Raw genomic sequence first — 24,352 nt, forward strand, 5'->3', positions numbered from 1 at the left:
CTCGATACGGGGGAAGCTCGGGCGCGCGCGGGCGCGTCACTTGCCCCCGCGGCGCACGCGCAGGATCTCGTCGAGCACCAGGCAGACGGCGCCCAGCGTGATCGCCGCGTCGGCGAGGTTGAAGCTGGGGAAGTAGCCGCCGCGGAACATCGGCTCCAGGAAGCCGAAGCGGAACTGCAGGAAGTCGATGACGTGGCCGTGCAGCAGCCGGTCGATGACGTTGCCGACGGCGCCGCCGAGGATCATCGTCACCGCGAAGCTGAACAGCCGCTGCGTCGTGTGGTTGGCGAGCATCCAGACGATGATCGCCGAGGCGATGACGCCGACGATGACGAAGAACCAGCGCTGCCAGCCCGCCGCGTCGGCGAGGAAGGAGAACGCGGCGCCGCTGTTGTGCACACGCACGATGTTGAAGAAGCCGGTGACGACGCGGGCTTCTCCGTCCTGGAAGTAACCGAGGATCAGCGTCTTCGTGAACTGGTCCAGGACGACGACGATGAAGGCGAGACCGAGCCAGAAGGGCAGGCGGTTGGACGAACGCGAAGACGTGGCCATGAAGTCGTGATGCGGGGGACCACCGCCGGTGGCCGGCGGGCGGGCCGCTACTGTATCGCGAGGCCGCGCACCGACCGCCCCGTGCCGCGTCAGGACTCGGTGAGTTGCTGCAGGCGCGTGGCGAGCGCGGCGACCCGTTCGTGCAGCGCGCGTGCGGCGCCGGCCAGCGGTTCGGCGCCGGTGGCGACGCGCGCCGCGTGTTCGAGTTCGCGCGCCTGCGCCTGCAGCCCCTGGGCGCCGATCGCGCCGCAGGCGCCGTGCAGCGAATGCGCGGCGCTGGTCCAGGCCGCCAGACGCTCGTCGCCGCCCTCGGCCACCAGCGCCGGCATGCCGCCGGCGTAGACGTCGGCGAAGCGCCGCATCAGCCGCTGCAGCACGTTGGGCCGCCCGCCGACCAGGCGCAAGGCGGCCTCGACGTCGATCTCGCCCAGCGTCTCCAGCCGTTCGGCGAAGCTGCCGCCCGCCGAGGGCGGCGTCGCGGCGGGCGACGCGGCCGCGGTGGCCGCCGGCAGCCAGCGCAGCAGCGTCGCGTACAGCGCCTCCGGGTCGACCGGCTTGGCGACGTGGTCGTTCATGCCCGCGGCCAGGCAGGCGGCGCGGTCTTCGCCGAAGGCGTTGGCGGTCATCGCCAGGATGGGTGCCGCGAAGCCGGCGCGGCGCAGCTCGCGCGTGGCTTCCAGGCCGTCCATCTCCGGCATCTGCATGTCCATCAGCACCGCGGCGTAGTCGCGCGCCAGCGCCAGCCGCAGGGCCTCGCGGCCGTTGGCGGCCAGGTCGACGTCCAGGCCCACCGCACGCAGCAGTTCGAGCGCGACCTCCTGGTTGATCGGGTTGTCTTCGGCCAGCAGCAGCGGCCGCGTGCTGCCGCGGGCGCGCAGCGCCTTCTCGGCCTGGCCGGCGCTGTGCGTCAGCCGCGGCGGCTCGCCGCCGGCCGCCTTCAGCACGCGCTGCACGGCGTCGTGCAGCGCCGACACGCCGATCGGCTTGACCAGCACCGAAGCGAAACGCGCGGCCTTGGCCTCGCTGCGCATGGTCTCGTCGTCGAACGCGGTGACGAGCAGCGCCGGCGCTTCGGCGGCCGCCGGCAGTTCGCGCAGGCGCTTGAGCGTGCCGATGCCGTCGAGCTCGCCCATGCGCCAGTCCAGCAGCAGCAGGTCGTAGCGCCGGCCGTGCGCGCCGGCGGCGCGGGCATGCTCGATCGCGTCCTCGCCCGAGTCGGCGGCGTCGACGCGCACGCCCATCTGGCGCAGCCGGTCGGCCAGCGCCTCGCGCGCTTCGGGCAGGTCGTCGGCCAGCAGCGCCTGCAGCCCGGACAGGCGCGGCAGGCTGGGCGCCGGCGCGCTGTCCAGCGCCAGCCAGGCGCTGAACCAGAAGCGGCTGCCGACGCCGGGAGTGCTGTCGGCGCCGGTCTCGCCGCCCATCATCGTCGCCATGTGGCGCGTCAGCGCCAGGCCCAGGCCGGTGCCGCCGTGGCGCCGGCTGGTCGAGCTGTCGACCTGCTCGAAGGCCTGGAACAGCGCGCCCAGGCGTTCCGGCGGGATGCCGATGCCGGTGTCGGTGACCGTGAAGCGCACCAGCACGCGCGCTTCGTTCTGTTCGACGCGCCGCGCCTGCAGCCGGATCCAGCCGTGCTCGGTGAACTTCACCGCGTTGGACAGCAGGTTCAGCAGCGACTGCAGCAGCCGTGTCGGGTCGCCGATCAGGCGGTCGGGCACGTCCTCGGTGTCGAGCACCAGCTCCAGCCCCTTGCGCTGGGCGTCGGTGGCCACGGTCTGGAAGGCGCGGCCGAGCAGCGCCTCCAGCGAGAACGGGATCGCCTCCAGCTCCAGCCGCCCGGCCTCGATCTTGGACAGGTCGAGCACGTCGTTGAGGATCTGCAGCAGGTGCTGGGCCTGGTTGCGGATCTTCTCCAGCCGCTGGCGCTCGGTGTCGTGGCGTGCGTCGCGCAGCATCAGGTGCGCCAGGCCGATGATGGCGTTCATCGGCGTGCGGATCTCGTGGCTGATGTTGGCCAGGAAGGCGCTCTTGGAGCGGCTGGCGGCCTCGGCGCGGTCGCGCGAGACGACGAGTTCCTCGTTGAGCCGCTGCAGCGCGCCCTCGGCGCGTTTCTGCGCCGAGATGTCGATGGCCATCACGTAGAAGCCGTTGACGCCGCCGTCGCCGCGCCGGTCGGGCACGTAGTGCACCAGCAGGTCCTTGGGCTCGCCGCGGCGCGGCAGGCTGCGCTCGTAGCGCTGCAGCTCGCCGTCGAGCGCGGACTGGACCAGCGCGTACTGCTGGCTGACGAACTCCGGGCCCAGCAGCTCGGCCATCGTCCGGCCGAGGATCTGTTCCTGCGTCAGCTCGAACCATTCGCAATAGCCGCGGTTGGCGAAGCGGCAGCGCATGTCGCGGTCCCAGTAGGCGACCAGGCCCGGCAGGCTGTCGGCGATCATGCGCGCCGAGCGTTCGGCCTCGGCCAGGCCGGCGATCGCGCGCTTGAGCTCCTCGGTGCGGTCCTCGACGAGCTGCTGCAGGTGAAGGCGGTGGCGGCGCAGCTCCTCGGTGGTCTCGCGGCGCTCGGTGACGTCGTCCCAGGACGCGACGATGGCCAGCAGGCGGCCGTCGTGCGGGTCGCGCACCGGCTCGGCGTTGACGCGGAACCAGCGCAGCTGGCCGTCGGGCCCATGCACGCGCAGCTCGGCGTCGCGCCGGTCGCTGCGCGCCAGCACGACGTCGGTGAGCTGCTCCAGCGCCTGCGGCGACTCGCGTCCGTGCTCGTCGACCGGCATCCAGCCGGTGTCGGCCAGGTGGCGGCCGCGCAGCCAGTCCACCGGGCGCTGCAGCAGGCGTTCGGCGGCCGGGTTGGCGTCGACGATGGTGCCGTCGGGCGTGCGCACGACGATGCCTTCGTTGAGCACCTCGAAGACCGAGCGGAAGCGCGCCTCGCTCTCGCGCAGCGCCTGCTCGCCGCGGCGCACCTTGGTCAGGTCGCTGGCCACGCCGACCAGGCCGACGATGCGGCCGTCGGCGTCGCGCAGCGGCGCCTTGGTCACCGACAGATAGCGCTGCCCGGCCCGCGTCGGCATCGTCTGCTCGAAGCTCATCGGAGCGCCGTGTTCGAGCGTGCGCAGGTCGTCGGCGACGTAGTTCGCGGCCACCTCGGCCGGGAAGATGTCGGCGTCGCGGCGCCCGATCAGCTCGTCGCGGCTCTTGCCGGCACGTTCGCAGGCGACGCGGTTGACGAACAGGTATCGGCCTTCGAGGTCCTTGGCGAAGATCGCCTCGCCGGCGTTGTCGGCCACGGCGTCGAGCAGCTGCAGCGCGCGCATGCGCTCGCGCTCCTCGGCGCGCTCGCGTTCGGCGCGCGTCAGCGCGTCGCGGTTGGACAGGCTGCGCGCCGTGGCATAGAGCGCGAGCAGCGTCACCGCCAGCACCGAGACGCCGGCCAGCGTCACCTGCCGCGCCGGGGCGTCGATCGCCTGCTGCTCGATCTGCAGCGACAGCCACCAGTCGCCGCTGGCCAGCGGCAGCACCATCGCGGTGACGGCCTCGCCGCGGAAGTCGCTGCCGCGCAGCGCCGCCCGGGACGCGAGCTCGCCGCGTGCGACCTGGCCGACCAGGAAACGGGGTTCGGCGACCGGCACGGCATCGGGCAGTTCGCCTTCGAGCTCGGGCGTGAACTCGAGCAGCGGCACCATCACGTCGCCCTGGCGTTGCCACAGCACCGACATCGCGCCCGGCCGCGGCAGCGGCCAGCCGCGCAGGCGCGGCAGGAGCGCCTGGCGCGGGTCCTGCCGCAGCACGACGACGGCGCGCGCCGGCGTGCCGGTCAGCTTCAGCGCGAAGACCACGTCCAGTTGCAGCACGGCCGGGTTCTGGCCGTTGCGGTAGATCGGGGTCTGCTGGGCGTGGCCGGTCTCGATCGCGCGCCGCACGGCTTCCTGCAGCGCCGCAGCCGGCTCTTCGGTCGGCGTCGCCGTCACCAGGGCGCGGCCCTCGGCATCGAGCAGCAAGGCGTTGACGCTGCGCGTGTTGTCGCGCAACTGCTGCAGCCGCCGCTCCAGTTCCTGCTGCCCGGCGGCGCCGGGCCCGGCCTCGGCGGCGCGGAAGAACTGGGCCAGCGACGGGCTGGGTTCGAGCAGCCGGGCCAGGCCCAGGCGCTCGTCGATCCAGTTGTCGACCTGGGTCGCCCTCAGCTCGGCGACGGCACGCAACTCGGCGGCCGCGCGTTCGCGCCCGCTCTGGAACTCGCGCACGACGAGCACGGTGGTGATCGCCGCCAGCACGACGAACACGGCGGCTGCACGCCAGCCGATCGCACTGGCGCCCGTGGGCTTCGAGACACCGGTGGTCCGGCTGCTGCTTCTGTCGGCCATTCGACGCCGCCTCCCTTCCGCGCTGAGGCGCACGGCGGCGTCGCATTTCTAGCACATGGCCGGCGAACCGGCACGGGAGGTCCCCCGAGGCGGACGCCTCGGGGACAGGGCGTCGTCAGGCGACGCGCCGGGCTTCGCCTTCGCCGTACAGGTTGCTCGTGCAGCGGCCGCACAGCCCCGGGTGCGCCGGGTCGTGGCCGACGTCGTCGCGCCAGTGCCAGCAGCGCTCGCACTTGGTGTCGCTCGACGGCGTCACCGTCACCTGCAGCTCGTCGGCGGCGGCCAGCACCGCCTTGGAGGTGATCAGCACGAAACGCAGGTCGTCGCCTAGCGATTTCAGCAATTCCAGCTGGTCGGCGGGCGCACCGATCGTCACGTTGGCCTGCAGCGACGAGCCCACCGCGCCGGTCGTGCGCACGGCCTCGATCTCCTTGTTGACGCGTTCGCGCACGGCGCGGATGCGCGCCCACTTCGCCAGCAGCTCGGCGTCCGGCGTGGGGAAGTCGAGATAGGTCTCGGTGAAGATCGACGGCGTCGTGCCGACCAGCTTCCAGGCCTCCTCGGCGGTGAAGCTGAGGAAGGGCGCCATCCAGCGCAGCATCGCCTGGGTGATCGTCACCAGCGCGGTCTGGGCGCTGCGGCGGGCCAGCGACTTCGGCGCCGTCGTGTACAGCCGGTCCTTCAGCGCGTCGAGGTAGAAGGCGCCCAGGTCCTCGCTGCAGAAGACTTGCAGCTTGGCGACCACCGGGTGGAACTCGTAGACCTCGTAGTGCGCCAGGATCTCGGCCTGCAGCTCGGCGGTGCGGGCGAGTGCCCAGCGGTCGATCTCCAGCAGCTCGTCAGGCGCCACGGCGTCGGTCTTCGTGTCGAAGTCCGAGGTGTTGGCGAGCAGGAAACGCAGCGTGTTGCGGATGCGGCGGTAGGCGTCGACGACACGCGCCAGGATCTTGTCGTCGCCGGCGATGTCGCCCGAGTAGTCCGAGGCCGCGACCCAGAGACGGATGATCTCGGCGCCCAGGGTCGAGCTGACCTTCTGCGGCTCGATGCCGTTGCCCAGGCTCTTGCTCATCTTGCGGCCCTGGCTGTCGACGGTGAAACCGTGCGTCAGCAGGCCGCGGTAGGGCGCGCGGCCGTACAGCGCGCAGGCCAGCAGCAGCGAGCTGTGGAACCAGCCGCGGTGCTGGTCGTGGCCTTCGAGGTAGAGGTCGGCCTCGGGCCCTTGCTTGTGGAAGCCCTCGGGATGCTGGCCGCGCAGCACGTGCCAGAAGGTCGAGCCCGAGTCGAACCAGACCTCCAGGATGTCGCTGCTCTTGGTGTAGAGCGCGGCGTCCTCGGCGCCGAGGATCTGCTCGGCGGTCGTGCGGCTCCAGGCCTCGATGCCGCCGGCTTCGACGATGTCGGCGGCCTGGTCGAGGATCTCCATCGTGCGCGGGTGCAGGTCGCCCGTTTCCTTGTGCAGGAAGAAGGGCAGCGGCACGCCCCAGCTGCGCTGGCGGCTGATGCACCAGTCGGGGCGGTTGGCGATCATGTCGCGCAGCCGCGCCTGGCCGTTCTCGGGGTAGAAGCTCGTCGCCTCGATCGCGTCCAGCGCCATCCGGCGCAGCGACTGCGGCGCCTTGTCCGTCGTGAAGACGCCAACGCCTTCGTCCATGCGGATGAACCACTGCGCCGCGGCGCGGTAGATCACCGGGCTCTTGTGGCGCCAGCAGTGCGGGTAGCTGTGGGTGATGGTCTCGGTGGCGAGCAGCCGGCCGGCGGCCTTGAGCGTGTCGAGGATGACCGGCACCGCCTTCCAGATGTTCTGGCCGCCGAAGAGCGGGAAGTCGGCGGCGTAGCAGCCGTTGCCCTGCACCGGGTTCAGGATCTGGTCGGTCTTCATCCCGTGCGCGACGCAGGAGTTGAAGTCGTCCAGGCCGTAGGCCGGGCTGCTGTGCACGATGCCGGTGCCGTCGTCGGCGGTGGCGTAGTCGGCGAGATACACCGGGCTCAGGCGGTCGTAGCCCGGGTCGGTGTCGGCCAGCGGGTGGCGGAAGTTCAGGCCGCCGAGCTTTTCGCCCTTGGTCGTCGCCAGCACCGTGCCTTGCAGGCCGTAGCGCGCCAGGCACTTCTCGACCAGGCTCTCGGCCAGCACCAGCAGGCCGCGTTCGGTGTCGACGAGCGCGTAGTCCAGCGCCGGGTTCAGGTTCAGCGCCTGGTTGGCGGGGATGGTCCAGGCGGTCGTCGTCCAGATGACGACGAAGGCCGGCTTGGCGAGCGACGGCAGGCCGAACGCGGCGGCCAGCTTGTCGGGCTCGGCCGCCGGGAAGGCGACGTCCAGCGTCTGGCTCTTCTTGTCGGCGTACTCGATCTCGAACTCGGCCAGCGAGCTGCCGCAGTCGAAGCACCAGTAGACGGGCTTCAGGCCGCGGTAGACGAAGCCGCGTTCGATGACACGCTTGAAGGCGCGGATCTCGCCGGCCTCGTTGGCCGGGTCCATCGTCGCGTAGCGGTGCTCCCAGTCGCCGAGCACGCCCAGGCGCTTGAAGTCGGCCATCTGCAGCGCGATCTGCTCGGTGGCATAAGCGCGGCTCCTGGCCTGCATGTCGTCGCGGCTCAGGTGGCGGCCGTGCTTCTTCTCGATCGCGTTCTCGATCGGCAGGCCGTGGCAGTCCCAGCCGGGCACGTACTGGGCGTCGAAGCCCTTGAGCTGGCGCGCCTTGACGATCATGTCCTTCAGGACCTTGTTGACCGCGTGGCCCATGTGGATGGCGCCGTTGGCGTAGGGCGGGCCGTCGTGCAGCACGAACAGCGGCTTGCCGCAGCGTGCGTCGCGCAGGCGCTTGTAGAGGCCTTCGTCCTGCCAGCTCTTGATCCACGCCGGCTCGCGCTTGGCGAGGTCGCCGCGCATCGGGAACGGGGTGTCGGGCAGGTTCAGCGTCGCGCGGTAGTCGGGCGCGGCGGCGTTCGTGGAGTCGTTCATCTCGGTCGGCACCGTGGGGCGGTGCGTGGGCAATCGGCGGGGCGCGCGCGCGAGGGCACGCGAAGGCGGGACGGTCAGGCGTGCGGGCGCACGCTGCGCGTAATTCGGTCGCGCGTCGTCTGCCGCCGCGTGGCCGCCTGCCACGACGACGGATCGAGCCGGACGATGGACAATCGCATGAGGCGATTCTACCGAGGCGACGCAGAATGCCTTGTCACCGTCCGACCGCCCTCGCGCTGACGGCCCTGGCCGCGGCGTCCGCCATGGCCGAAGAGGCTTCGGCCCCGGCCGACCCGGCGCCCGCGCCAGCCGCTGCCGCGCCGCCCGAGCCGCCGGAACCGTCCCGGCGCTGGGACGCCGCCGTCGGCCTGATCGCCTCCTGGGGCACGTCGCCGCACGGCGACGGCAAACCCGACCTGCGCCTGCAACCCGGCTACGTGCTGCGCTGGGGGCGTGTGAGCCTCAGCAACGCCGGCGCCTTCGCCACCCGGCGCAGCGACAACGTGCAGCGAGGCCTGGGCCTGGACCTGCAGCGTGGCGAGCGCCTGCGCACGACGCTGTCGCTGCGCTACGACGGCGGCCGCGACGACGACGAACCGGCGCTGCGCGGCCTGGGCAAGGTGCGCAACACCGTGCGTGCGCGCCTGGGCGCGAGCTGGCGGCTGGACGACGGCTGGCGGCTGTCGGGCGGCATCAGCCCCGACCTGCTCGGCCGCGGCGGCGGCGTCTTCGCAGATGTCGGCGTCGGCCGCGAGCGCCGGCTGGCGCCGGCCACCGTCTGGAACTGGGGCCTGCGGCTGAGCGCGGCCGACAGCCGTTACCTGCGCAGCTACTACGGCGTCGACACCGAGCAGTCGCAGGCCTCCGGTTATCCCGTCTACCGCCCCGGCGCCGGCTGGCGCGACCTGCAGGGCTCGCTGGGCCTGCGCCACGATCTGGACAAGCACCGCATCCTGACTGCGGGCGTCTCGCTGGCGCGGCTGCTCGGCCCGGCGGCCGACGGGCCGGCGGTGACGCGGCGCAGCACCTGGAGCCTCGCGGCCGGCGCCGGCTGGCGTTTCTAGCCCGGGTGGGCGGCGAACCAGGCGCGCGCGTCGGCCTCGTCCTGGGCGATGCCTTCGCGCAGCGCCTCCAGCGACGGGTAGCGGCGCTCGTCGTGCAGCTTGTGCAGCAGCTCGACGCGCAGCACGCGGCCGTAACCGGCCTCGGGGCCCAGCGGCCATTCGAGGCAGTGCGTCTCCAGCAGCACGCGCCCGGCGTTCTCGACCGTCGGCCGCGTGCCCAGGCTGGCGACGCCGGGCAGCGCGCGTTCGGCCAGGCCGTAGACACGCACGACGAAGATGCCGCCGGCCGCCGGCCGCGGGTGCGGGAAACGCAGGTTCAGCGTGCGGAAACCCAGCTCGCGGCCGAGCTTGCGGCCGTGGATCGCGTGGCCGCTGATCGAGTACGGCCGGCCCAGCAGCACCGCGGCGCGCTGCATGTCGCCGGCGTCGAGTGCCGCCCGCACCGCCGAGCTCGACACGCGCAGGCCGTGCACCTCGTAGCTGAGCATGCGCGCGACGTCGAAGCCCAGCCGCGTGCCGGCCTCGTCGAGCATCGTGTAGTTGCCTTCGCGACGCGCGCCGAAGCGGAAGTCGTCGCCGACGAGCACGTAGCGCGCGTTCAGCCCGCGCAGCAGCACCTGTTCGACGAAAGCCTCGGGCGACTGCGTCGCCAGGCGCTCGTCGAAACGCGCGACGACGACGTGGTCGACGCCGCAGCGCTCCAGCTCGGCGAGCTTGTCGCGCAGCGTCGCGATGCGTGCCGGCGCACGCGCCGGATCGCCGGCGCGGCGGGCGAAGAAGTCGCGCGGGTGCGGCTCGAAGGTCATCACGCACGAGGCGAGGCCGCGGTGCCGGGCCTCGTTGACCAGCATCGCCAGCATCGCCTGGTGGCCGCGGTGCACGCCGTCGAAGTTGCCGATCGTCAGCGCGCAGCCGGCCTCGCGCAGGCCGGGGTGGTCGAATCCTCTGAAAACGCGCATGGCCGCGGATTCTCGTTCAAGCGCCGGCGAAGATCGCCTCGGGCTCGACCCAGCACCAGCGCCCCGGCGCCAAGTCCGCCGGCAGCGTCAGCGCACCGAAGGCGCTGCGGTGCAGGGCCTCGACGCGGTTGCCGGCGGCGGCGACCATGCGCTTGACCTGGTGGTACTTGCCTTCGGCGAGCACCAGGCGCAGCGCGTTCGGGCCGGTGCATTCGGCCTGCAGCGCGCGCACCGGCTCCGGGTCGTCGTCGAGCACGACGCCGGCCAGCAGGCGCTGCACGACGGCCTCTTCGACGGGGTGCCTGGTCGTCGCCTCGTAGACCTTGGGCACGTGGTGCTTGGGGCTGGTGAGACGGTGGATCAGCTTGCCGTCGTCGGTGAACAGCAGCAGCCCGGTCGTGTCTTCGTCGAGCCGGCCCACCGGCTGCACGCCGCGCGTGCGCAGCGGCGGCGGCAGCAGGCTCATCACGCTGGGGTGGTGGCGGGGCTTCTGCGAGCACTCGTAGCCGGCGGGCTTGTGCAGCATCACCAGCGCCGGCTGGCGGAAGGGCCACTCGCGGCCGTCGACCTCGAAGACGAGGCCGGCGGTGTCGAAGTCGGCCGACGGGTCGTCGACGACCTGGCCGCCGACGCGCACCGCGCCGCAATCGACCAGCCCCGCACAGACGCGGCGGGTGCCGAAGCCCTGGGTGAAGAGGATTTGTTCGAGTTTCATCAGGGGGCGAATTCTCGCGCCGACGGCAAGCCGGCCCGGCCGGTGGCCGAAAGCACCGCGTCGAGCACCGCGGCGGCCACCGCTTCGGCGGCCAGCACGTGCAGCAGCGTTGCCGGCGCCGCTGGGCCGCGGCCGGTAGACAGGCCGAACAAGGTGTCGCCGTCGCTGGCGGTGTGCACCGGGCGGATCGTGCGCGCCAGGCCGTCGTGGCCGGCGGTGGCCAGGCGCTGCGCCTGGGCCTTGGAGAGCGGCGCGTCGGTGGCGACGACGCCGATCGTCGTCGCCCCGGCCAGCGGCGCGGCGGCGTGTTCGCCGGCGAGATAGCAGGCGACGGTGTCGCGCAGGCTGCGGCCGTCGGCGCTGCGCGCGCCGGCGACGAGGCGGCCGCTGGCCGGATCGACGACGTCACCGACGGCGTTGACCGCCACCAGCGCCGCCACCGTCACGCCGCCGGCGCGGCGCGAGGCCGTGCCGATGCCGCCCTTCATCGCGTGCTGCGGCCCGAAGAGCTTGCCGACGCTGGCGCCGGCTCCGGCGCCGACGCTGCCACGCTCGAAGGCGCCGGCCACCGCCGCCTCGCAGGCGGCGTAACCCGCCGCGGCGTCGGGGCGCGCGGCCGGGCGCAGCCAGAGGTCGAACAGCACCGCCGCCGGCACGATGGGCACGATGGCCGGGCCGACGGCGACGCCGCGGCCGCGTTCTTCCAGCCAGCGCATCACGCCGCCGGCGGCGTCCAGCCCGTAGGCGCTGCCGCCGGCCAGCAGCAGCGCGTGCACGGCCTCGACGGTGTTCTCCGGGCGCAGCAGATCGGTCTCGCGTGTGCCCGGCGCGGCGCCGCGCACGTCGGCGCCGGCCACCGAGCCTTCGGGGCAGAGCACGACGCTGCAGCCGCTCAGCCCGTCGGCCAGCGTGTGGTGGCCGACGGCGAGGCCGGCGACGTCGGTCAGGGCGTCGAGCGTGGCGTGGGGGGCGGACATGCCGCGACTGTAGCGGCGGGCCCGCCTTCGCCCCGCTGCGTCAGACGAAGACGCCGGCCGTGTCTTCCATGCGTGCGGAGACTTCGCCCAGGTGGTGCAGCGTGTCGCCGAAGGCCAGTTCCAGCACCGTCAGGCGCTTGAAGTAGTGGCTGCCGGCGTACTCGTCGGTGACGCCGATGCCGCCGTGCATCTGGATGCACTGCTGGCCGACGAAACGCATCGCCTGGCCGAGCTGCACCCGCGCCTGGGCGACGGCGCGGCGGCGTTCGGCGGCCGGCGCGCCGAGCTTGAGCGTCGCGTAGTAGCTCATCGAACGTGCGAGTTCGAGCTGCATCTTGGCGTCGGCGACGCGGTGGCGCAGCGCCTGGAAGCTGGCGATCGGCACGCCGAACTGGCGGCGCGTGTTCAGGTACTCGACGGTCATCGCCAGCAGCCGGTCCATCAGGCCGACGCCTTCGGCGGCGATGCCGGCCAGCGCGATGTCCACCGCGTGTTCCAGGCGCTCGAGGCCGTCTTCGGCGATCAGCGCGGCCGGCGCGGCGTCGAAACGCAGGTCGGCGGCACGCGCGCCGTCCTGCGTCGGGTAGGGCGTGATCGCGGTGGCACCGGCTTCGACGACGAACAGGCCGATGCCGGCACGCTCGCCATCGGCGCCCGCGATGCGCGCCGGCACGACGAAGGCGTCGGCCTCGTCGCCGGCCGGCACGACGATCTTGGTGCCGGTGATGACCCAGCCGTCGCCGCGGCGTTCGGCGCGCGTCGCCGGCCGATCCAGCGCCCAGCGTGCGGCGCGCTCCTGCTGCGCCAGCACGACCAGCGCCGAGCCGTCGGCGATGCGCGGCAGCCACTCGCCCTGCAGCGCCTCGGGCGCGGCGGCCAGCAGCGCCGGCACGGCGAGCGCGGCGTTCGTCCACGGCGCGTGCACCAGGCCGCGGCCGAGTTCCTCGTTGACGAGCATGGCCTCGACCGGGCCGAAGCCCAGCCCGCCCTGCGACTCGGGCACCGCCAGGCCGGCGAGCCCGAGTTCGGCCAGTTCGCCCCAGACGGCGCGCGAATGCCCGCCGGCCTTGGCCAGCGTGTGGCGGCGCTCGAAGGCGAAGCCCTTGTCCACCCAGCGCCGAACCGCTTCGCGCAGCGCCTGCTGGTCGTCGGTGAAATCGAAATCCATGGGCCCTCCTGTGCTTCAGATGCCGTGACCACGGCGCATCAAGCGGCCGCCGTGGCCCGGCTTTGCCGGGACACTGGCGGCGCCCCCTCGAGGGGGAGCGCCGAAGGCGCTGCGGGGGTGGTCCATCTCAGCTCCCGAGCACGGTCTGGGCGACGATGTTGCGCTGCACCTCGTTGGAGCCGCCGTAGATCGTCGTCTTGCGCAGGTTGAAGTAGCTGCCCATCAGCGGCGCCAGCGTGTCGTGCTGCCAGCCGGCGCCCGAAGCGTCGGCGGCTTCGTCGCGGCGCGCCACGGTGCCGGGGCCGCCGGCGAGCATCAGCAGCTCGGCCGAGCGCTGCTGGATCTCGCTGCCGCGGATCTTCAGGAGGCCCGCGATGTCCAGGCTCTGCTTGCCGCTCTTCTCGGCCGACAGCACGCGCAGCACCAGCATCTCCAGCGCGACGATGTCGACTTCCAGCAGCGCGATCTGGTCGCGCAGCCGGGCGTCGTCCCAGACGCCTTCGGCCTTGGCCAGCGCCTTCAGCCGTTCGAGCTCGCGCTTGGAGCGGTTGACCTCGGCGATGTTGGTGCGTTCGTGCGCCAGCAGCAGCTTGGCGTAGGACCAGCCCTTGTTCTCCTCGCCGATCAGATTGGCCGCCGGCACCTCGACGTTGTCGAAGAAGACCTCGTTGACCTCGGGCTCGCCGTCGAGCATGACGATGGGCCGCACGCTGACGCCGGGGCTCTTCATGTCGATCAGCAGAAAGCTGATGCCTGCCTGCGGCTTGCCGTCGCTGGCGGTGCGCACCAGGCAGAAGATCCAGTCGCCGTGCTGGGCCAGCGTCGTCCAGGTCTTCTGGCCGTTGACGACGTAGGTGTCGCCGCGGCGCTCGGCGCGTGTCTTCAGCGAAGCCAGGTCCGAGCCGGCGCCGGGTTCGCTGTAGCCCTGGCTCCACCAGACCTCGCCGCTGGCGATGGCCGGCAGGAAACGCCGCTGCTGCTCGGGCGTGCCGAAGGCCATGATGACCGGCGCCACCATCACCGGGCCGAAGGGGATCAGGCGCGGCGCGCCGGCGAGCGCGCATTCCTCCTCGAACAGGTGCTTCTGCACCGCGGTCCAGCCCGGGCCGCCGAAGGCGCGCGGCCAGCCGGCGACCAGCCAGCCTTTCTGGCCCAGGATGCGGGCCCAGCGCTGGTGTTCCTCGCGGGTCAGCGGGCGCGCGGCGCGCACCTTGTCGCGGATGTCGGCCGGCAGGTGGGCGCCGACCCAGGCGCGAACCTCCTGGCGGAACACCTGTTCTTCCTCGGTGAACTCGAGGTCCATCGTCGTCTCCTCGCGGCCGTCGGCGGCCGGCTCTTGGTGGCCGGCTCGTTGTAGCACGCGGGTTTCGGGCCGCCTTGTCCCTGCCGGGACAGCGGCTTCAGCGGGCCTCGAGGCGCAGGACGTCGCTGTCGCGCTGCATCTTGAAGCGCGTCAGGAAGCTGTTGCCGAGCAGCACCAGCGGCATCGGCTGCGGCACGACGACCGCCGGCACCTGGCTGACCTCCACCTCGCCGACCCGCACGCGCGACAGCGTGATGCGGTACGCGGTGGCGCTGCCGTTGGCGGTGTTGACCAGGCCCGGTTCGCCGTTGCGCCAGGCGATGCCCAGGCGGTCGGCCTCGGCCTGGCCGAGCGCGATCAGCGTCGCGCCGGTGTCGACCATGAAGTTCACCGGCCGGCCATTGATCGCGCCCTGGGTGACGAAGTGCCCGCCCGGACCGACGGGGATGACGATCTCGCGTGGGCCGGACACGACGCCGCCGCTGCCGGCCACTCGAGCCGTGCCGCCGCCGGTGCGCAGCACCAGGCGCTGGCCGCCGGCTTCGACGACCGCGCCATCGGCGTCCAGCTGCAGCAGCTTGACGCCGCGCGCGCTCTCGCCGACGGCCAGCGTCACCGGCTGTCCGCCGACGACGAGCAGCGCCTTGCGCCCCATCTGGCCGGCCAGCGAGACGTCCTGCGCCGCGGCCGGCAGCACGGCCGCGGCCAGGAGCGTTGCCGCGATGCGCAGCGCCTGGCGACGGCCGGGGGCGTTCATCAGTCGCGGAAGTTGTCGAAGGTCAGCGGCAAGTCCGAGATTTCCTTCTTCAGCAGCGCGATCGCCGCCTGGAGGTCGTCCCGCTTCGCGCCCGAGACGCGCACCGCGTCGCCCTGGATCGCGCCCTGCACCTTGAGCTTGCTGGCCTTGAGCGCCTGCTGGATCTTCTTCGCGTGTTCGGCGTCGATGCCGGCCTTGACCTTGACGGCGAGCTTGAGCTTGTCGCCGCCGAGCTTCTGCGGCTTGGCCGTGAGGTCGAGGAAACGCACATCGACGTTGCGCTTGGCCAGGCGCGAGAGCAGCACGTCGCGCACCTGTTCGATCTGGAAGTCGCTGTCGGCGTAGAGCACGAGTTCGCGCTCCTTGGCCGACTTCTCGGTGAGTTCGACCTTCGCGCTCGACCCCTTGAAGTCGAAGCGGTTGCCGATTTCCTTGTTCGCCTGGTCGAGCGCGTTGCGCAATTCGACCAGATCGGGCTCGAGGACGGTATCAAAGCTGGGCATGGGAAAATTCTGCCATGTCCCCCGTCGCCTCCCCGCTGCAGATCGAGTCGCGCGTGTCGCTGCGCGAGCACAACAGCTTCGGTCTGCCCGCCGTCGCCCGCACCCTGGTGCGCGTGCGCAGCGAGGCCGACGTGCGCCGTGTCGTCGATCACCCCGAGTTCGGCCGCGCCCCCAAGCTGATCCTCGGCGGCGGCAGCAACCTCGTGCTAACGCGCGACGTCGACGCCGTCGTGCTGAAGATCGAGATCGAGGGCCGGCGCCTGGTGGCCGAGACCGAAGACGCCTGGATCGTCGAGGCCGGCGCCGGCGAGCGCTGGCACGACGTCGTCGCCTGGACGCTGGACCAGGGCCTGCCCGGGCTGGAGAACCTAGCGCTGATCCCGGGTACCGTGGGCGCGGCGCCGGTGCAGAACATCGGCGCCTACGGCGTCGAGCTGAAGGACCGCTTCCATTCGCTGGACGCGGTCGACCTGATCACCGGCCGCAGCGTGACGCTGGACGCGGCGATGTGCCGCTTCGGCTACCGCGACAGCCTCTTCAAGCAGGACCTGGCGGGCAAGAGCGTCGTCACCCGCGTGCGCCTGCGCCTGCCCAAGCCCTGGGTGCCGGCGCTCGGCTACCTGGACCTGGAACGCAAGATGGCCGAGACCGGCGACACGCACCCCAGCGCGCGCACGATCTTCGACTGGGTCTGCGCCATCCGCCGCGCCAAGCTGCCCGACCCGGCGGCCATCGGCAACGCCGGCAGCTTCTTCAAGAACCCGGTGGTCAGCGCCGAGCAGTGCCGCGACATCATCGGCCGCGACCCGGAGATCGTGCACTACCCGCTGCCCGACGGCAGCGTGAAGCTGGCCGCCGGCTGGCTGATCGACGCCTGCGGCTGGAAGGGCAAGTCGGTGGGCCGCGCCGGCGTCTACGAGCGCCAGGCGCTGGTGCTGGTCAACCGCGGCGGCGCCAGCGGCGCCGAGGTCGTGACGCTGGCGCGCGCGATCCAGGAAAGCGTCTACGGCCGCTTCGGCATCCGCCTGGAGCCCGAGCCGGTCATCGTCTGAACCCTCGGCGCTCTACGCGAGCGCCGTGTCCAGCACCATCATCAGCACGAAGCCGAGCATCAGCCCGGCGGTGGCCTGGCGCTCGTGGCCCTGGCGGTGCGACTCGGGGATGACCTCGTGGCTGACGACGAAGAGCATCGCTCCGGCGGCGAAGGCCAGCGCCCAGGGCAGCAGCATGGCGGCGCCGGCCACCGCCGCCGCGCCCAGCACCGCGGCCAGCGGCTCGACTAGGCCCGAGGCCGCGCCCAGCAGCGCCGCGCGGCCGCGGCCCATGCCGGCGGCGTGCAGCGCCAGCGCGACGACCAGGCCTTCGGGCACGTCCTGGATCGCGATGCCGCCGGCCAGCGCCGTCGCACGCGCCGCTTCCGAGCCCACCGCGGCGACGCCGATCGCCAGGCCTTCGGGGATGTTGTGCAGCACGATCGCCAGCACGAACAGCAGCACGCGGCGCGGGCGCGCGTCGCCGCCCAGCGCGTGGCTGTGCGGCAGCAGGTGTTCCAGCAGCATCAGCCCGCCGGCACCGGCCAGCAGCGCCAGCCCGATGCCGGCGGCCCGCGGCCAGGGCGCGAAGCCGGCGGCGCGCACCGCGTCCAGCGCCGGGTTCAGCAGCGAGAAGCAGGTGGCGGCGAGCATCACGCCGGCCCCGAAGCCGAGCAGCGTGTCCTGGGTGCGCTGCGACGGCGTGCGCGCCAGCACCAGCGGCAGCACGCCCAGTGCGGTGGCCAGCGCCGCGGCGGCGCCCAGCGCGCCCGCATGCGCCACCGCCGGCGCCAGCACGAGCGCCCGCCAGGCCTGGGCCAGCACGATGGCCGCGCCGGCGGCGCACAGCGCCAGGCCCAGCCACTGCAGCGGCCGCAGCGTGGCGTGGGTGCCGGTCGGGTTCACGGCTCGGCCCGGTCGACCGGCCGCAGCGTGAACTGCGCCAGCCGTGCCGACAGCGTGTGCAGGCGATCGGCCTGCTCGTCGTCGGCCAGCAGCGGCCCCAGCCGCGCCAGCGGCCGGCTGGCGGCGTTCAAGCAGGTCATGCGCCAGCAGACCGGCAGCAGCGTGTCCTCGGCGGTGTCCAGCAGCAGGCGCAGCATGCGCTCGTGCGTCGCGAAGGCCGGGCGGCCGTAGGCGGCGATCAGGCGTTCGCCCTGGTGGTGGTAGGCGCAGAGCAGGCGCGGCTCGTCGGGCTCGAGGCCCAGGCGGATGTGCATCGCGATGCGCTGCCAGTGCCGTGCGGCGGCCTGGGTCTCGGCGGGGCACATCTCAGCGCTCCCGACGACGGGCTGCGGGGAAGGGACGGGCGGTCATGGCGGGCTCCTCGGCGTGACATGCACCGGGGCTGGCCGGGTCGCTGGCGTGCATGCGGGGGTTCTGCGGCTTCGGCGAAGCCATGAACCATCTTACATGCGAATAATTCGCATTTGCAAATCGGAGGCGCCGGGCCTCGTGTCGATTCAGGCTGCGGCGTTGGCGGGCTGTGCCAGGCCGGCGGCGATCGCGGCGTCGCGCGTGGCCGGCAGCAGATCCTCGAAACGCTGCACGTGGCGCGCGATCTCGTGCGCCGGCAGGTGGGTCGCACCTTCCTGCAAGGCGTCGGCGGTGGCGGCCAGCGCCGCCAGGCCGAGGTTCAGCGCCGCGCCGCGTGCGGCATGGGCGTTGACGCGCAACTCCAGCGGCTGGGCGTCGCGCACCGCGGCGCGCAGGCGCTGCACGAGCTGCGGCCCCTGGTCGAGGAAGCTGTGCACCATCGCCGCCAGGCGCTCGCGCGGCATGGCCTGCAGCGCCAGTTCGATCGCCGCCGGATCGATCAGCGGCGGGCTGTCACCGGCGCCTGCGGCAGGCGCGGCGGGCGCCGCGGATGCCGAAACCGGCGGGAACTCGGCACCCCCGGTGCTGCCGAAGAAGCGGCGCAGTGAAGCCGCCAGCTTCTGCGGGCTGACCGGCTTGGTCAGGAAGTCGTTCATGCCGGCGACCAGGCAGCGGTCGCGGGTCTCGGTGAAGGCGTCGGCGGTCAGCGCGACGATCGGCACCGTGGCGGCGGTCGGGTCGGGCAGGGCGCGGATCGCGCGTGTCGCGGCGATGCCGTCCATCTCCGGCATGTGCAGGTCCATCAGCACGATGTCGAAAGGCCGGGTGCCGGCGGCGTGCATCGCGTCGACCGCCTCGTGGCCGTTGGCGGCGAAGACCGCGGTGTGGCCCAGGCGCTCGAGCAGCGCGGCCATGTACTGGCGGTTGACGAAGTGGTCCTCGGCGACCAGCACGCGCAGCGGCCGCGGCGGCGGCGGCGCGTCGCCGGGCAGCGGGTGCGGCGCGGCCCCGGCGGCCACCGGCTTGAGCGGCATGCGGAAGCGGAAGCTGCTGCCGCTGCCGGGCTGGCTGGTGACGGTGATGTCGCCGCCCATCAGGCGCGCGAGGTTGCGCGAGATCTCCAGCCCCAGCCCGGTGCCGCCATGGCGGCGCGAGCGCGAGCTGTCGCCCTGCACGAAGCGGTGGAACAGCGTCGCCAGCGTCGCCTCGTCGATGCCGATGCCCTGGTCGGTCACCGTGAAGACCAGTTCCGGCACGGCTACGGCGTCGTGGGCCTGGACGTCGAGCACGACGGCGCCGCGGTCGGAGAACTTGATCGCGTTGGACAGCAGGTTGAACAGCACCTGCTTGACGCGCGTGGCGTCGCAGAGCACACGCTCGGGCAGCGCCGGGTCGGCGACGATGTGCAGCGCAAGCGACTTGGCGTGCGCCTGCGGGCGCATCAGCGCCTCGACGTCGCGCAGCAGCGCGCGCAGCTCGACCGGCGTCGAATTCAGCACCATGCGCCCCGACTCGAGCTGCGACATGTCGAGGATGTCGTTGAGGATCGCCAGCAGGTGGTCGGCCGACTCGGTGGCAGTGCGCAGATAGCCGACCTGCTGCTGGTTGAGCCCGGTCTCGCGCAGCAGCGACAGCATGCCCAGCAGGCCGTGGAAGGGCGTGCGGATCTCGTGGCTCATGTTGGCGAGGAAGGCGCTCTTGGCCTCGCTCGCCGCCTCGGCGTCGCGGCGCGCCTGGCGCAGGTGCTCGGCCAGCTCCTCCAGCGCGGCGCGGCGGCGGTCGAGCTGGCGCATCTGGCGCAGCGCCAGCAGCGCGAAAGCCAGCGTCAGCGCCGACAGCGACACCGTCAGCCCGATGCCGATCATGTTGTGGTGCTGCACCGTGGCATTGCGCGCGGCGACCTGCTCGCCGACGTGATGCGCGGCGCGCATCGACAGGCCGTGGATCTCCTGGCCCAGCGCCATCAGCTCGGGCTCCAGCTCGAGCAGCGCGTCGCGTGCCGGGCCCTGGCCGCCCGAGGTGCCGAACACCTCGTCGGCCCGGCGGATGAAGCGGTCCATGCGCATCAGCGTGTCGGCGAACTCGGTCTCGTCGGCCAGGATGCGGGCGATGCGCTCGTTGTGCAGCAGGCCGACGCGGCTGATCCAGATGTCGTAGCGCAGCTGCAGCGCCGAGGTGTCGAGCACGCGCCGCGGGTCGATCGAGCGGCTCCACTCGTCGCGCAGGCGCAGGTACTCGGTCTCGGCCTGGTAGACGAGCAGCACGGCGTCGTCGTCGGCCACCTCGACGGCCTGGCGCAGCAGCGCGGCCTGGCGCACCTGCAGCCAGGCCACCGCCAGCAGGGCGAAGATCAGCCCGACGCCGAGCACGCCCAGCCAGGTCGCCCGGCTACGCCGTGCGTTCGGCACCGTGGGTTCTAACGAACCTCGATCGTCCGCAGCTGCCATGCCGACCTGCTGAAGTAGACGGGGGTGCGGAGTTCCTCTTTCGCGTCGAAGGGGTAGATCGCGAACAGCGGCCCGCGGTCGCGCACGGCCATCGGCCGGTCGTCGAGCAGGCGGGCGACGATGACGTCGTGGCGTGCGGCGTCGTCGAACGGCATGTCCACCCAGTAGTCGTTGAGCGCGACCAGCCGCAGCGTGCTGCCGCGTGCCGCCGCCGCGCCGAGCACGTCGCGCAGCAGCGGGCCGGTGAACTTGCGCGGCGTCGAGTACCAGGGCGTGCGCGTGACGAAGCTCGTCTGCGGCAGGTGCTCGAGCATCGGCATGTCGAAGTCGGCGCGGGCGCCGAAGTTCGGCGACTGCACGCGGCCGATCAGCGTCAGCACGACCGCGCCGGCCGGGGCCTCCAGCGCCCTGGCGGCGCCGCACCACGGGGCCAGCGCGGCCGCGCTGGCGGCGGCCAGCACGCGGCGGCGCCCTCGGTCGTGCGAGGTCGCGCGGGTGACGGCGGCGACAGCGGAGCGGGCGGGCACGAACGGATTCTAGGGGGAGAGCCTCCCCCGAATCGTCTGCCCTGAGGATCAGCCGGAGTGGGGCTTGGTTTCCTCGGGCCGGGGCGCCAGGCCGTAGGGCTCGACCAGTTTCCAGACGTGCGGCGGGACCATGTTCTTCATCTTCGCCGGCTGCTCGCGGCGCAGGTGCAGCACGGTCTCGACGGCCTTCATCTCCAGCCGGGCGCGCGCGAACTCCAGCCCGCGCGGGCCGACCTTGGGCATCAGCCAGCCGACGATGGGCCGCAGCCAGGACGGCATGCGGCGCAGCGGCAGGCCGCCGGCGGCGCGCTCGGTGTTGGCGAGAAAGCCCTTGACCGGGCCTTCGCGCTTGCCGGCGCTGCCGGGTTCGGCCAGCGTCACCTCGTCGCCGAGCAGGCCGAGGATCTTCTCGCCGCGCTCGTTGCGCACCAGCAACCATTGCTCGCCTTCGCCGCCCATGTAGCCGACGGTGATGTCGGCCAGCACGTTGCTGTAGTCGACGCAGGTGCGGCAGGTGAGCGGGAAGAAGTCCGTCGGCAGCTGCGACAGCGGCAGCTGCAGGAAGGGCACGCGGCGCTGGCGGCCGTCGTCGAAGCGGATCTCGACGTGGTAGTCGGCGCGGAACTCGAGATAGGTGATCGACTCCGGCTTGGGCGTCAGCAGCCCGAGGAAGCGGTGGAAGTTCTCGGTCGTCGTGTTGTCCGAACACGGCGTGCCGATGACGTAGAGCTGCTCCAGTCCCAGCTCCTGCTCCAGCGCGCGCAAGGCGTAGACCTGGCACGGGATGCCGATCACCGCCAGGCGCTTGTGGCCGGCGGCGACCGCCGGCTCCAGCAGCGACAGCAGCGGCGCGTAGCCCATGCGCATGCCGCGGCAGCGCGCCAGCTCGCCGGGTTTCGTCACCAGCGTCGGCACCGGGCGCCAGCGGTCCTCGGGGTCGGGGGCCATCGTCAGCACCGCGTCGACGGCGCCGGTCTCCAGCAGGCGCTCGGCCAGCCGGGTCGTGATGCCGGTCCACTGCGCGCCGTCGGACGGGCGCTTCAGCGCCGCGCGCCACATGCGCCGGAAGGGGCCGAAGTGCAGCTCGTCGGCGCGCCCGGGGTCGCGCGGCCGGCCCTGCACGCGGGTCTCCATCGCGGCGTAGTCGGGCTGGATGAACTGGCAGGCACGGCCGCAGCGGCGCGGGTCGCTGCTGCGCGAGACGCCGCAGTCGGTGCACAGCGTGCGGGCGGGGGCGTGGGGCGTGGGGGACTTCAAGGTTCGGGCGCGGTTCGCGGGACGCGCGATCATCGCCCAAGCCGGCCGCCGCCGACGCGATCTGCCGCAGAACGGCGGCGCTGGGGGCTCACTGCAGCGCTCGTTCGGCCTTGATCCGGTCGAGCTTGGCGGCGTAGAGCGCCTGCACCTGGGGCGTCGGGCTGGTTTCGCGGGCCAGTTCCAGCTCGCGCAGCGCCTGTTTCGGGCGCCCGAGCAGCAGCTCGGCACGCGCCAGCCAGTAGTGGAACTCGTGGTAGCTGGCGTCGCGTTCGACCTCGCGCACGAAGAACTCCCGGGCGCGGCGCGGGTCGCCGGCCTGCAGCGCGTCCAGCCCGGCATCGAACCAGTGGAAGGGCGGCGCCACTTCCAGCGACTGCAAGCGCGTGGCGAAGACCTGGGCCTCGTCGCGACGGCCCTCGTGGGCGAGCAGCTGCGAGAGGTTGGCCAGCGCGCTGCGGTTGGCCGGCTCGCGGGCGAGCAGGGTGCGCCAGACGGTCTCGGCGGCGTCGGCCAGGCCACGGCGGCGGTAGACGACGGCCAGCGTGTTGTAGCCGGCGGAGAAGTGCGCATCCTGCCGGATCGCCTCGCGGGCGTGCCAGTAGGCGTCGTCCAGCCGGCCCTGGGCCAGCGCCTCGGCGGCGCGGTTGTTCATGAACATCGCCAGCACCGTGGCCGGCGAGATCTCGCGCCAGCGGTAGGCGCCGATCTGCTCGCCGGGCAGGAAGTCGACGACGATCGTCGACTCCTTGCTGCGCCGCACCTGGCCGGCGGCCACCGGCCAGCCGATGCCGACGTTGACGTGGCCGCTGAGCGCCATCAGGTCGCCGCTGCGGCTCCAGCTCTCGTCGACGGCGATGCTGCGAAAGCGCACCGGCAGGCCGGCCTCGCGTGCGAAGGCCGCGGTCATCGCCACCAGCGACAGGCAGTTGCCCGAACGGGCGGCGAAGGTCTCGGCGGCGGTGCGCGTCGCGCCTTCGTAGTCCAGCGCCAGCGACTGACGGCGGTACAGCAGCTCGACGAGCAGGCGCCGCGGGTCCTCGGCGCGCCACAGCGCCGCGGTGTCGAGCGCCGCGCGCATGCGCTCGTCGGTGGCGAAGACGCCCGCCGGGTCGGGCCGGTGCTCGGGCGGGGCGAAGGCCTCGTCGCGCCACAGCGGCGGCGGGGTGCCCGGGTCAGGGGCGGTGGCGCAGCCGGCCAGGACGGCCGTGGCCACGACGAGCAGTGCGATGGTGCGGCGCATCGGGGTGCTCCCGCCGCGCGGCTTGCGCGGCCGTGGACATCCTACGCCGCGGGGCTTCAGGCGGTGGCGGTGCCCCCGGCGGCAATCTGGTCGGCCAGGCGCGCGGCGGCGGCGCGCAGTTCGGCGTTGCCCGAAGCGGCGGCCCGGGCCAGCAGATCGCGGGCGTAGTCGGCGTCGTGCTGCAGGCGTTCGACGTGCAGGAACACGCCTTCGTTGGCGAACAGCCACTTGAGGTCGATGACGTCGACCAGCTCCAGCGCGCCTCTCAAGCCTTGGGTTTCGGCATTCATCGCACACTCCCGCCTTTTGGGCCTTCGATTCCACGCTGGCGCCGGGTAGGCGCCCGCCAGACGACGATAGCGCCGCCGGGCACCGGCCGGGCCGGCGATTCCTGGAGTCGTCACTCCAATTTCCGCAGCATGAATTTCTCGCCTTCTCCGCCGCTGACACCGTTGCCCGCGCTCCACACCACGCTCGCGGGGGGGGGCTGGGCGGTGCTCGATGCCGGTGCATTCACCGAACTGGTGCGGCAGCCGCTGTCCGCGATGCAGGCTCTGCAACCGGCCTGGGAAACGCTGCCGCCCGATGCGCACCTGCGCGACGGCGGCCGCTACCGTCGCCGTCGCCACGGCTGCTTCGTCGTCGACGACGGTCGCGTCGAGGCCGCGCCGCCGCGCGCGCACTGGCAGCCGGTGGCCTACAACGCGCTGCATGGAGGTTTCGAGCGCTGGTTCGAGCCCTTGCCGGCGGAGTGGGCGAGCGCGCCTGCCTGGCCGGCGCTGCTGGCGGCGCTGGCCGGCGTGGCGACGCGGCTGCGTGGCGAGCGCCGCTGGTACGTCGAGGCGCATCCCTTCCGCATCGACACCACCGACGGCATCGGCCGGCCGACGCCCGAAGGCGCGCACCGCGACGGCGTCGACCTGGTCGCCGTGATCCTGGTCGCGCGCCACGCCGTGCTCGGCGGCGAGACGCGGGTCTTCGACGCCGCCGGCGCCCAGGGCGTGCGCTTCACGCTGGCCCAGCCCTGGAGCGTGCTGCTGCTCGACGACGAACGCGTGATCCACGAGAGCACGCCGATCCGGCCGCGGCAAGCCGGTGCACCGGCCTGGCGCGACACGCTGGTCGTGACGCTGCGTCGCGGCGGCTTCCAGGGGCCCGACGGGGGCTGATCGATCCCGCCGGCGGCGTTAAGCTGCGCCCGCCGCGGCCACCCGC

Annotated in this window: 20 protein-coding genes; 3 read left to right on the forward strand and 17 right to left on the reverse strand. The window is 72.9% G+C overall.

Annotated elements, in window-relative coordinates:
• Positions 1–36: 36 nt before the first annotated feature.
• From lspA to ileS, 3 genes are all read right to left on the reverse strand, one after another.
• Complete coding sequence (gene lspA, locus RGE_RS06870; RefSeq protein ID WP_014427610.1) at positions 37–555, reverse strand: signal peptidase II; 519 nt, start codon at positions 553–555, stop codon at positions 37–39.
• A gap of 89 nt (positions 556–644) precedes the next feature.
• A complete protein-coding gene (locus tag RGE_RS06875) occupies positions 645–4,913 on the reverse strand; it encodes a PAS domain-containing protein (RefSeq protein WP_070099448.1) in 4,269 nt (1,422 codons plus the stop codon).
• A 115-nt stretch (positions 4,914–5,028) separates the two neighbouring features.
• Positions 5,029–7,872, reverse strand: a complete 2,844-nt coding sequence (gene ileS, locus RGE_RS06880) for an isoleucine--tRNA ligase (protein ID WP_014427612.1) — start codon at positions 7,870–7,872, stop codon at positions 5,029–5,031.
• 263 nt (positions 7,873–8,135) lie between these two features.
• Here ileS and RGE_RS06885 point away from each other — a divergent pair, with 263 nt between their 5' ends.
• On the forward strand, positions 8,136–8,936 hold the full coding sequence (locus RGE_RS06885) for a MipA/OmpV family protein (RefSeq protein WP_232504994.1): 801 nt from the start codon (positions 8,136–8,138) through the stop codon (positions 8,934–8,936).
• On the opposite strand, the gene RGE_RS06890 is transcribed toward RGE_RS06885, so the two are convergent.
• The 7 genes from RGE_RS06890 to RGE_RS06920 all read right to left on the reverse strand — a co-directional run bounded on the left by RGE_RS06890 (position 8,933) and on the right by RGE_RS06920 (position 15,318).
• Entirely contained in the window at positions 8,933–9,895 is a 963-nt protein-coding gene (locus tag RGE_RS06890) for a bifunctional riboflavin kinase/FAD synthetase (RefSeq protein ID WP_014427614.1), read from the reverse strand. The two genes, RGE_RS06885 and RGE_RS06890, sit on opposite strands and share 4 nt — an antisense overlap.
• A 16-nt stretch (positions 9,896–9,911) precedes the next feature.
• On the reverse strand, positions 9,912–10,610 hold the full coding sequence (locus RGE_RS06895; RefSeq protein ID WP_014427615.1) for a 16S rRNA pseudouridine(516) synthase: 699 nt from the start codon (positions 10,608–10,610) through the stop codon (positions 9,912–9,914).
• The gene (locus RGE_RS06900; protein ID WP_014427616.1) at positions 10,610–11,587 is read right to left on the reverse strand and encodes a P1 family peptidase; all 978 of its coding nucleotides are present in this window, start codon (positions 11,585–11,587) and stop codon (positions 10,610–10,612) included. Before RGE_RS06900 ends, RGE_RS06895 begins: the two co-directional genes overlap by 1 nt.
• A 40-nt stretch (positions 11,588–11,627) precedes the next feature.
• On the reverse strand, positions 11,628–12,755 hold the full coding sequence (locus RGE_RS06905) for an acyl-CoA dehydrogenase family protein (protein ID WP_014427617.1): 1,128 nt from the start codon (positions 12,753–12,755) through the stop codon (positions 11,628–11,630).
• 127 nt (positions 12,756–12,882) lie between these two features.
• A complete protein-coding gene (locus RGE_RS06910; protein WP_014427618.1) occupies positions 12,883–14,058 on the reverse strand; it encodes an acyl-CoA dehydrogenase family protein in 1,176 nt (391 codons plus the stop codon).
• Between the two features lie 97 nt (positions 14,059–14,155).
• Positions 14,156–14,815, reverse strand: coding sequence for a retropepsin-like aspartic protease family protein (locus RGE_RS06915; protein ID WP_014427619.1), 660 nt, complete (start codon positions 14,813–14,815; stop codon positions 14,156–14,158).
• Entirely contained in the window at positions 14,815–15,318 is a 504-nt protein-coding gene (locus RGE_RS06920) for a YajQ family cyclic di-GMP-binding protein (protein ID WP_014427620.1), read from the reverse strand. The genes RGE_RS06915 and RGE_RS06920 overlap by 1 nt, the downstream gene beginning before the upstream one ends.
• A 35-nt stretch (positions 15,319–15,353) precedes the next feature.
• On the opposite strand from RGE_RS06920, the gene murB reads away from it, so the two are divergent.
• Positions 15,354–16,370, forward strand: a complete 1,017-nt coding sequence (murB, locus tag RGE_RS06925) for a UDP-N-acetylmuramate dehydrogenase (RefSeq protein ID WP_043784910.1) — start codon at positions 15,354–15,356, stop codon at positions 16,368–16,370.
• Between the two features lie 12 nt (positions 16,371–16,382).
• On the opposite strand, the gene RGE_RS06930 is transcribed toward murB, so the two are convergent.
• The 7 genes from RGE_RS06930 to RGE_RS06960 form a co-directional block, all read right to left on the reverse strand.
• On the reverse strand, positions 16,383–17,255 hold the full coding sequence (locus RGE_RS06930) for a ZIP family metal transporter (RefSeq protein WP_014427622.1): 873 nt from the start codon (positions 17,253–17,255) through the stop codon (positions 16,383–16,385).
• Positions 17,252–17,620 (reverse strand): hypothetical protein, encoded by a 369-nt coding sequence (locus tag RGE_RS06935; RefSeq protein WP_014427623.1) that lies wholly within the window; start codon positions 17,618–17,620, stop codon positions 17,252–17,254. The genes RGE_RS06930 and RGE_RS06935 overlap by 4 nt, the downstream gene beginning before the upstream one ends.
• 192 nt (positions 17,621–17,812) lie before the next feature.
• Positions 17,813–20,074: an ATP-binding protein gene (locus tag RGE_RS06940; RefSeq protein ID WP_014427624.1), complete on the reverse strand. Its 2,262-nt coding sequence runs from the start codon at positions 20,072–20,074 to the stop codon at positions 17,813–17,815.
• 8 nt (positions 20,075–20,082) lie between these two features.
• The gene (locus RGE_RS06945) at positions 20,083–20,640 is read right to left on the reverse strand and encodes a hypothetical protein (protein WP_148280133.1); all 558 of its coding nucleotides are present in this window, start codon (positions 20,638–20,640) and stop codon (positions 20,083–20,085) included.
• Positions 20,641–20,688: 48 nt separating this feature from the next.
• Positions 20,689–21,897, reverse strand: a complete 1,209-nt coding sequence (locus RGE_RS06950; RefSeq protein ID WP_196887286.1) for a Coenzyme F420 hydrogenase/dehydrogenase, beta subunit C-terminal domain — start codon at positions 21,895–21,897, stop codon at positions 20,689–20,691.
• An 88-nt stretch (positions 21,898–21,985) separates the two neighbouring features.
• Entirely contained in the window at positions 21,986–23,137 is a 1,152-nt protein-coding gene (locus tag RGE_RS06955) for a tetratricopeptide repeat protein (RefSeq protein WP_014427627.1), read from the reverse strand.
• 56 nt (positions 23,138–23,193) lie between these two features.
• Positions 23,194–23,427, reverse strand: coding sequence for a hypothetical protein (locus RGE_RS06960; protein WP_014427628.1), 234 nt, complete (start codon positions 23,425–23,427; stop codon positions 23,194–23,196).
• 255 nt (positions 23,428–23,682) lie between these two features.
• Between RGE_RS06960 and RGE_RS06965 the strand changes: the two genes are divergently transcribed.
• Positions 23,683–24,306, forward strand: a complete 624-nt coding sequence (locus tag RGE_RS06965) for a 2OG-Fe dioxygenase family protein (RefSeq protein ID WP_310732389.1) — start codon at positions 23,683–23,685, stop codon at positions 24,304–24,306.
• Positions 24,307–24,352 lie beyond the last annotated feature (46 nt).

Origin of the sequence: Rubrivivax gelatinosus IL144 (assembly GCF_000284255.1) — a bacterium.
Lineage (GTDB): Bacteria > Pseudomonadota > Gammaproteobacteria > Burkholderiales > Burkholderiaceae_C > Rubrivivax > Rubrivivax gelatinosus_A.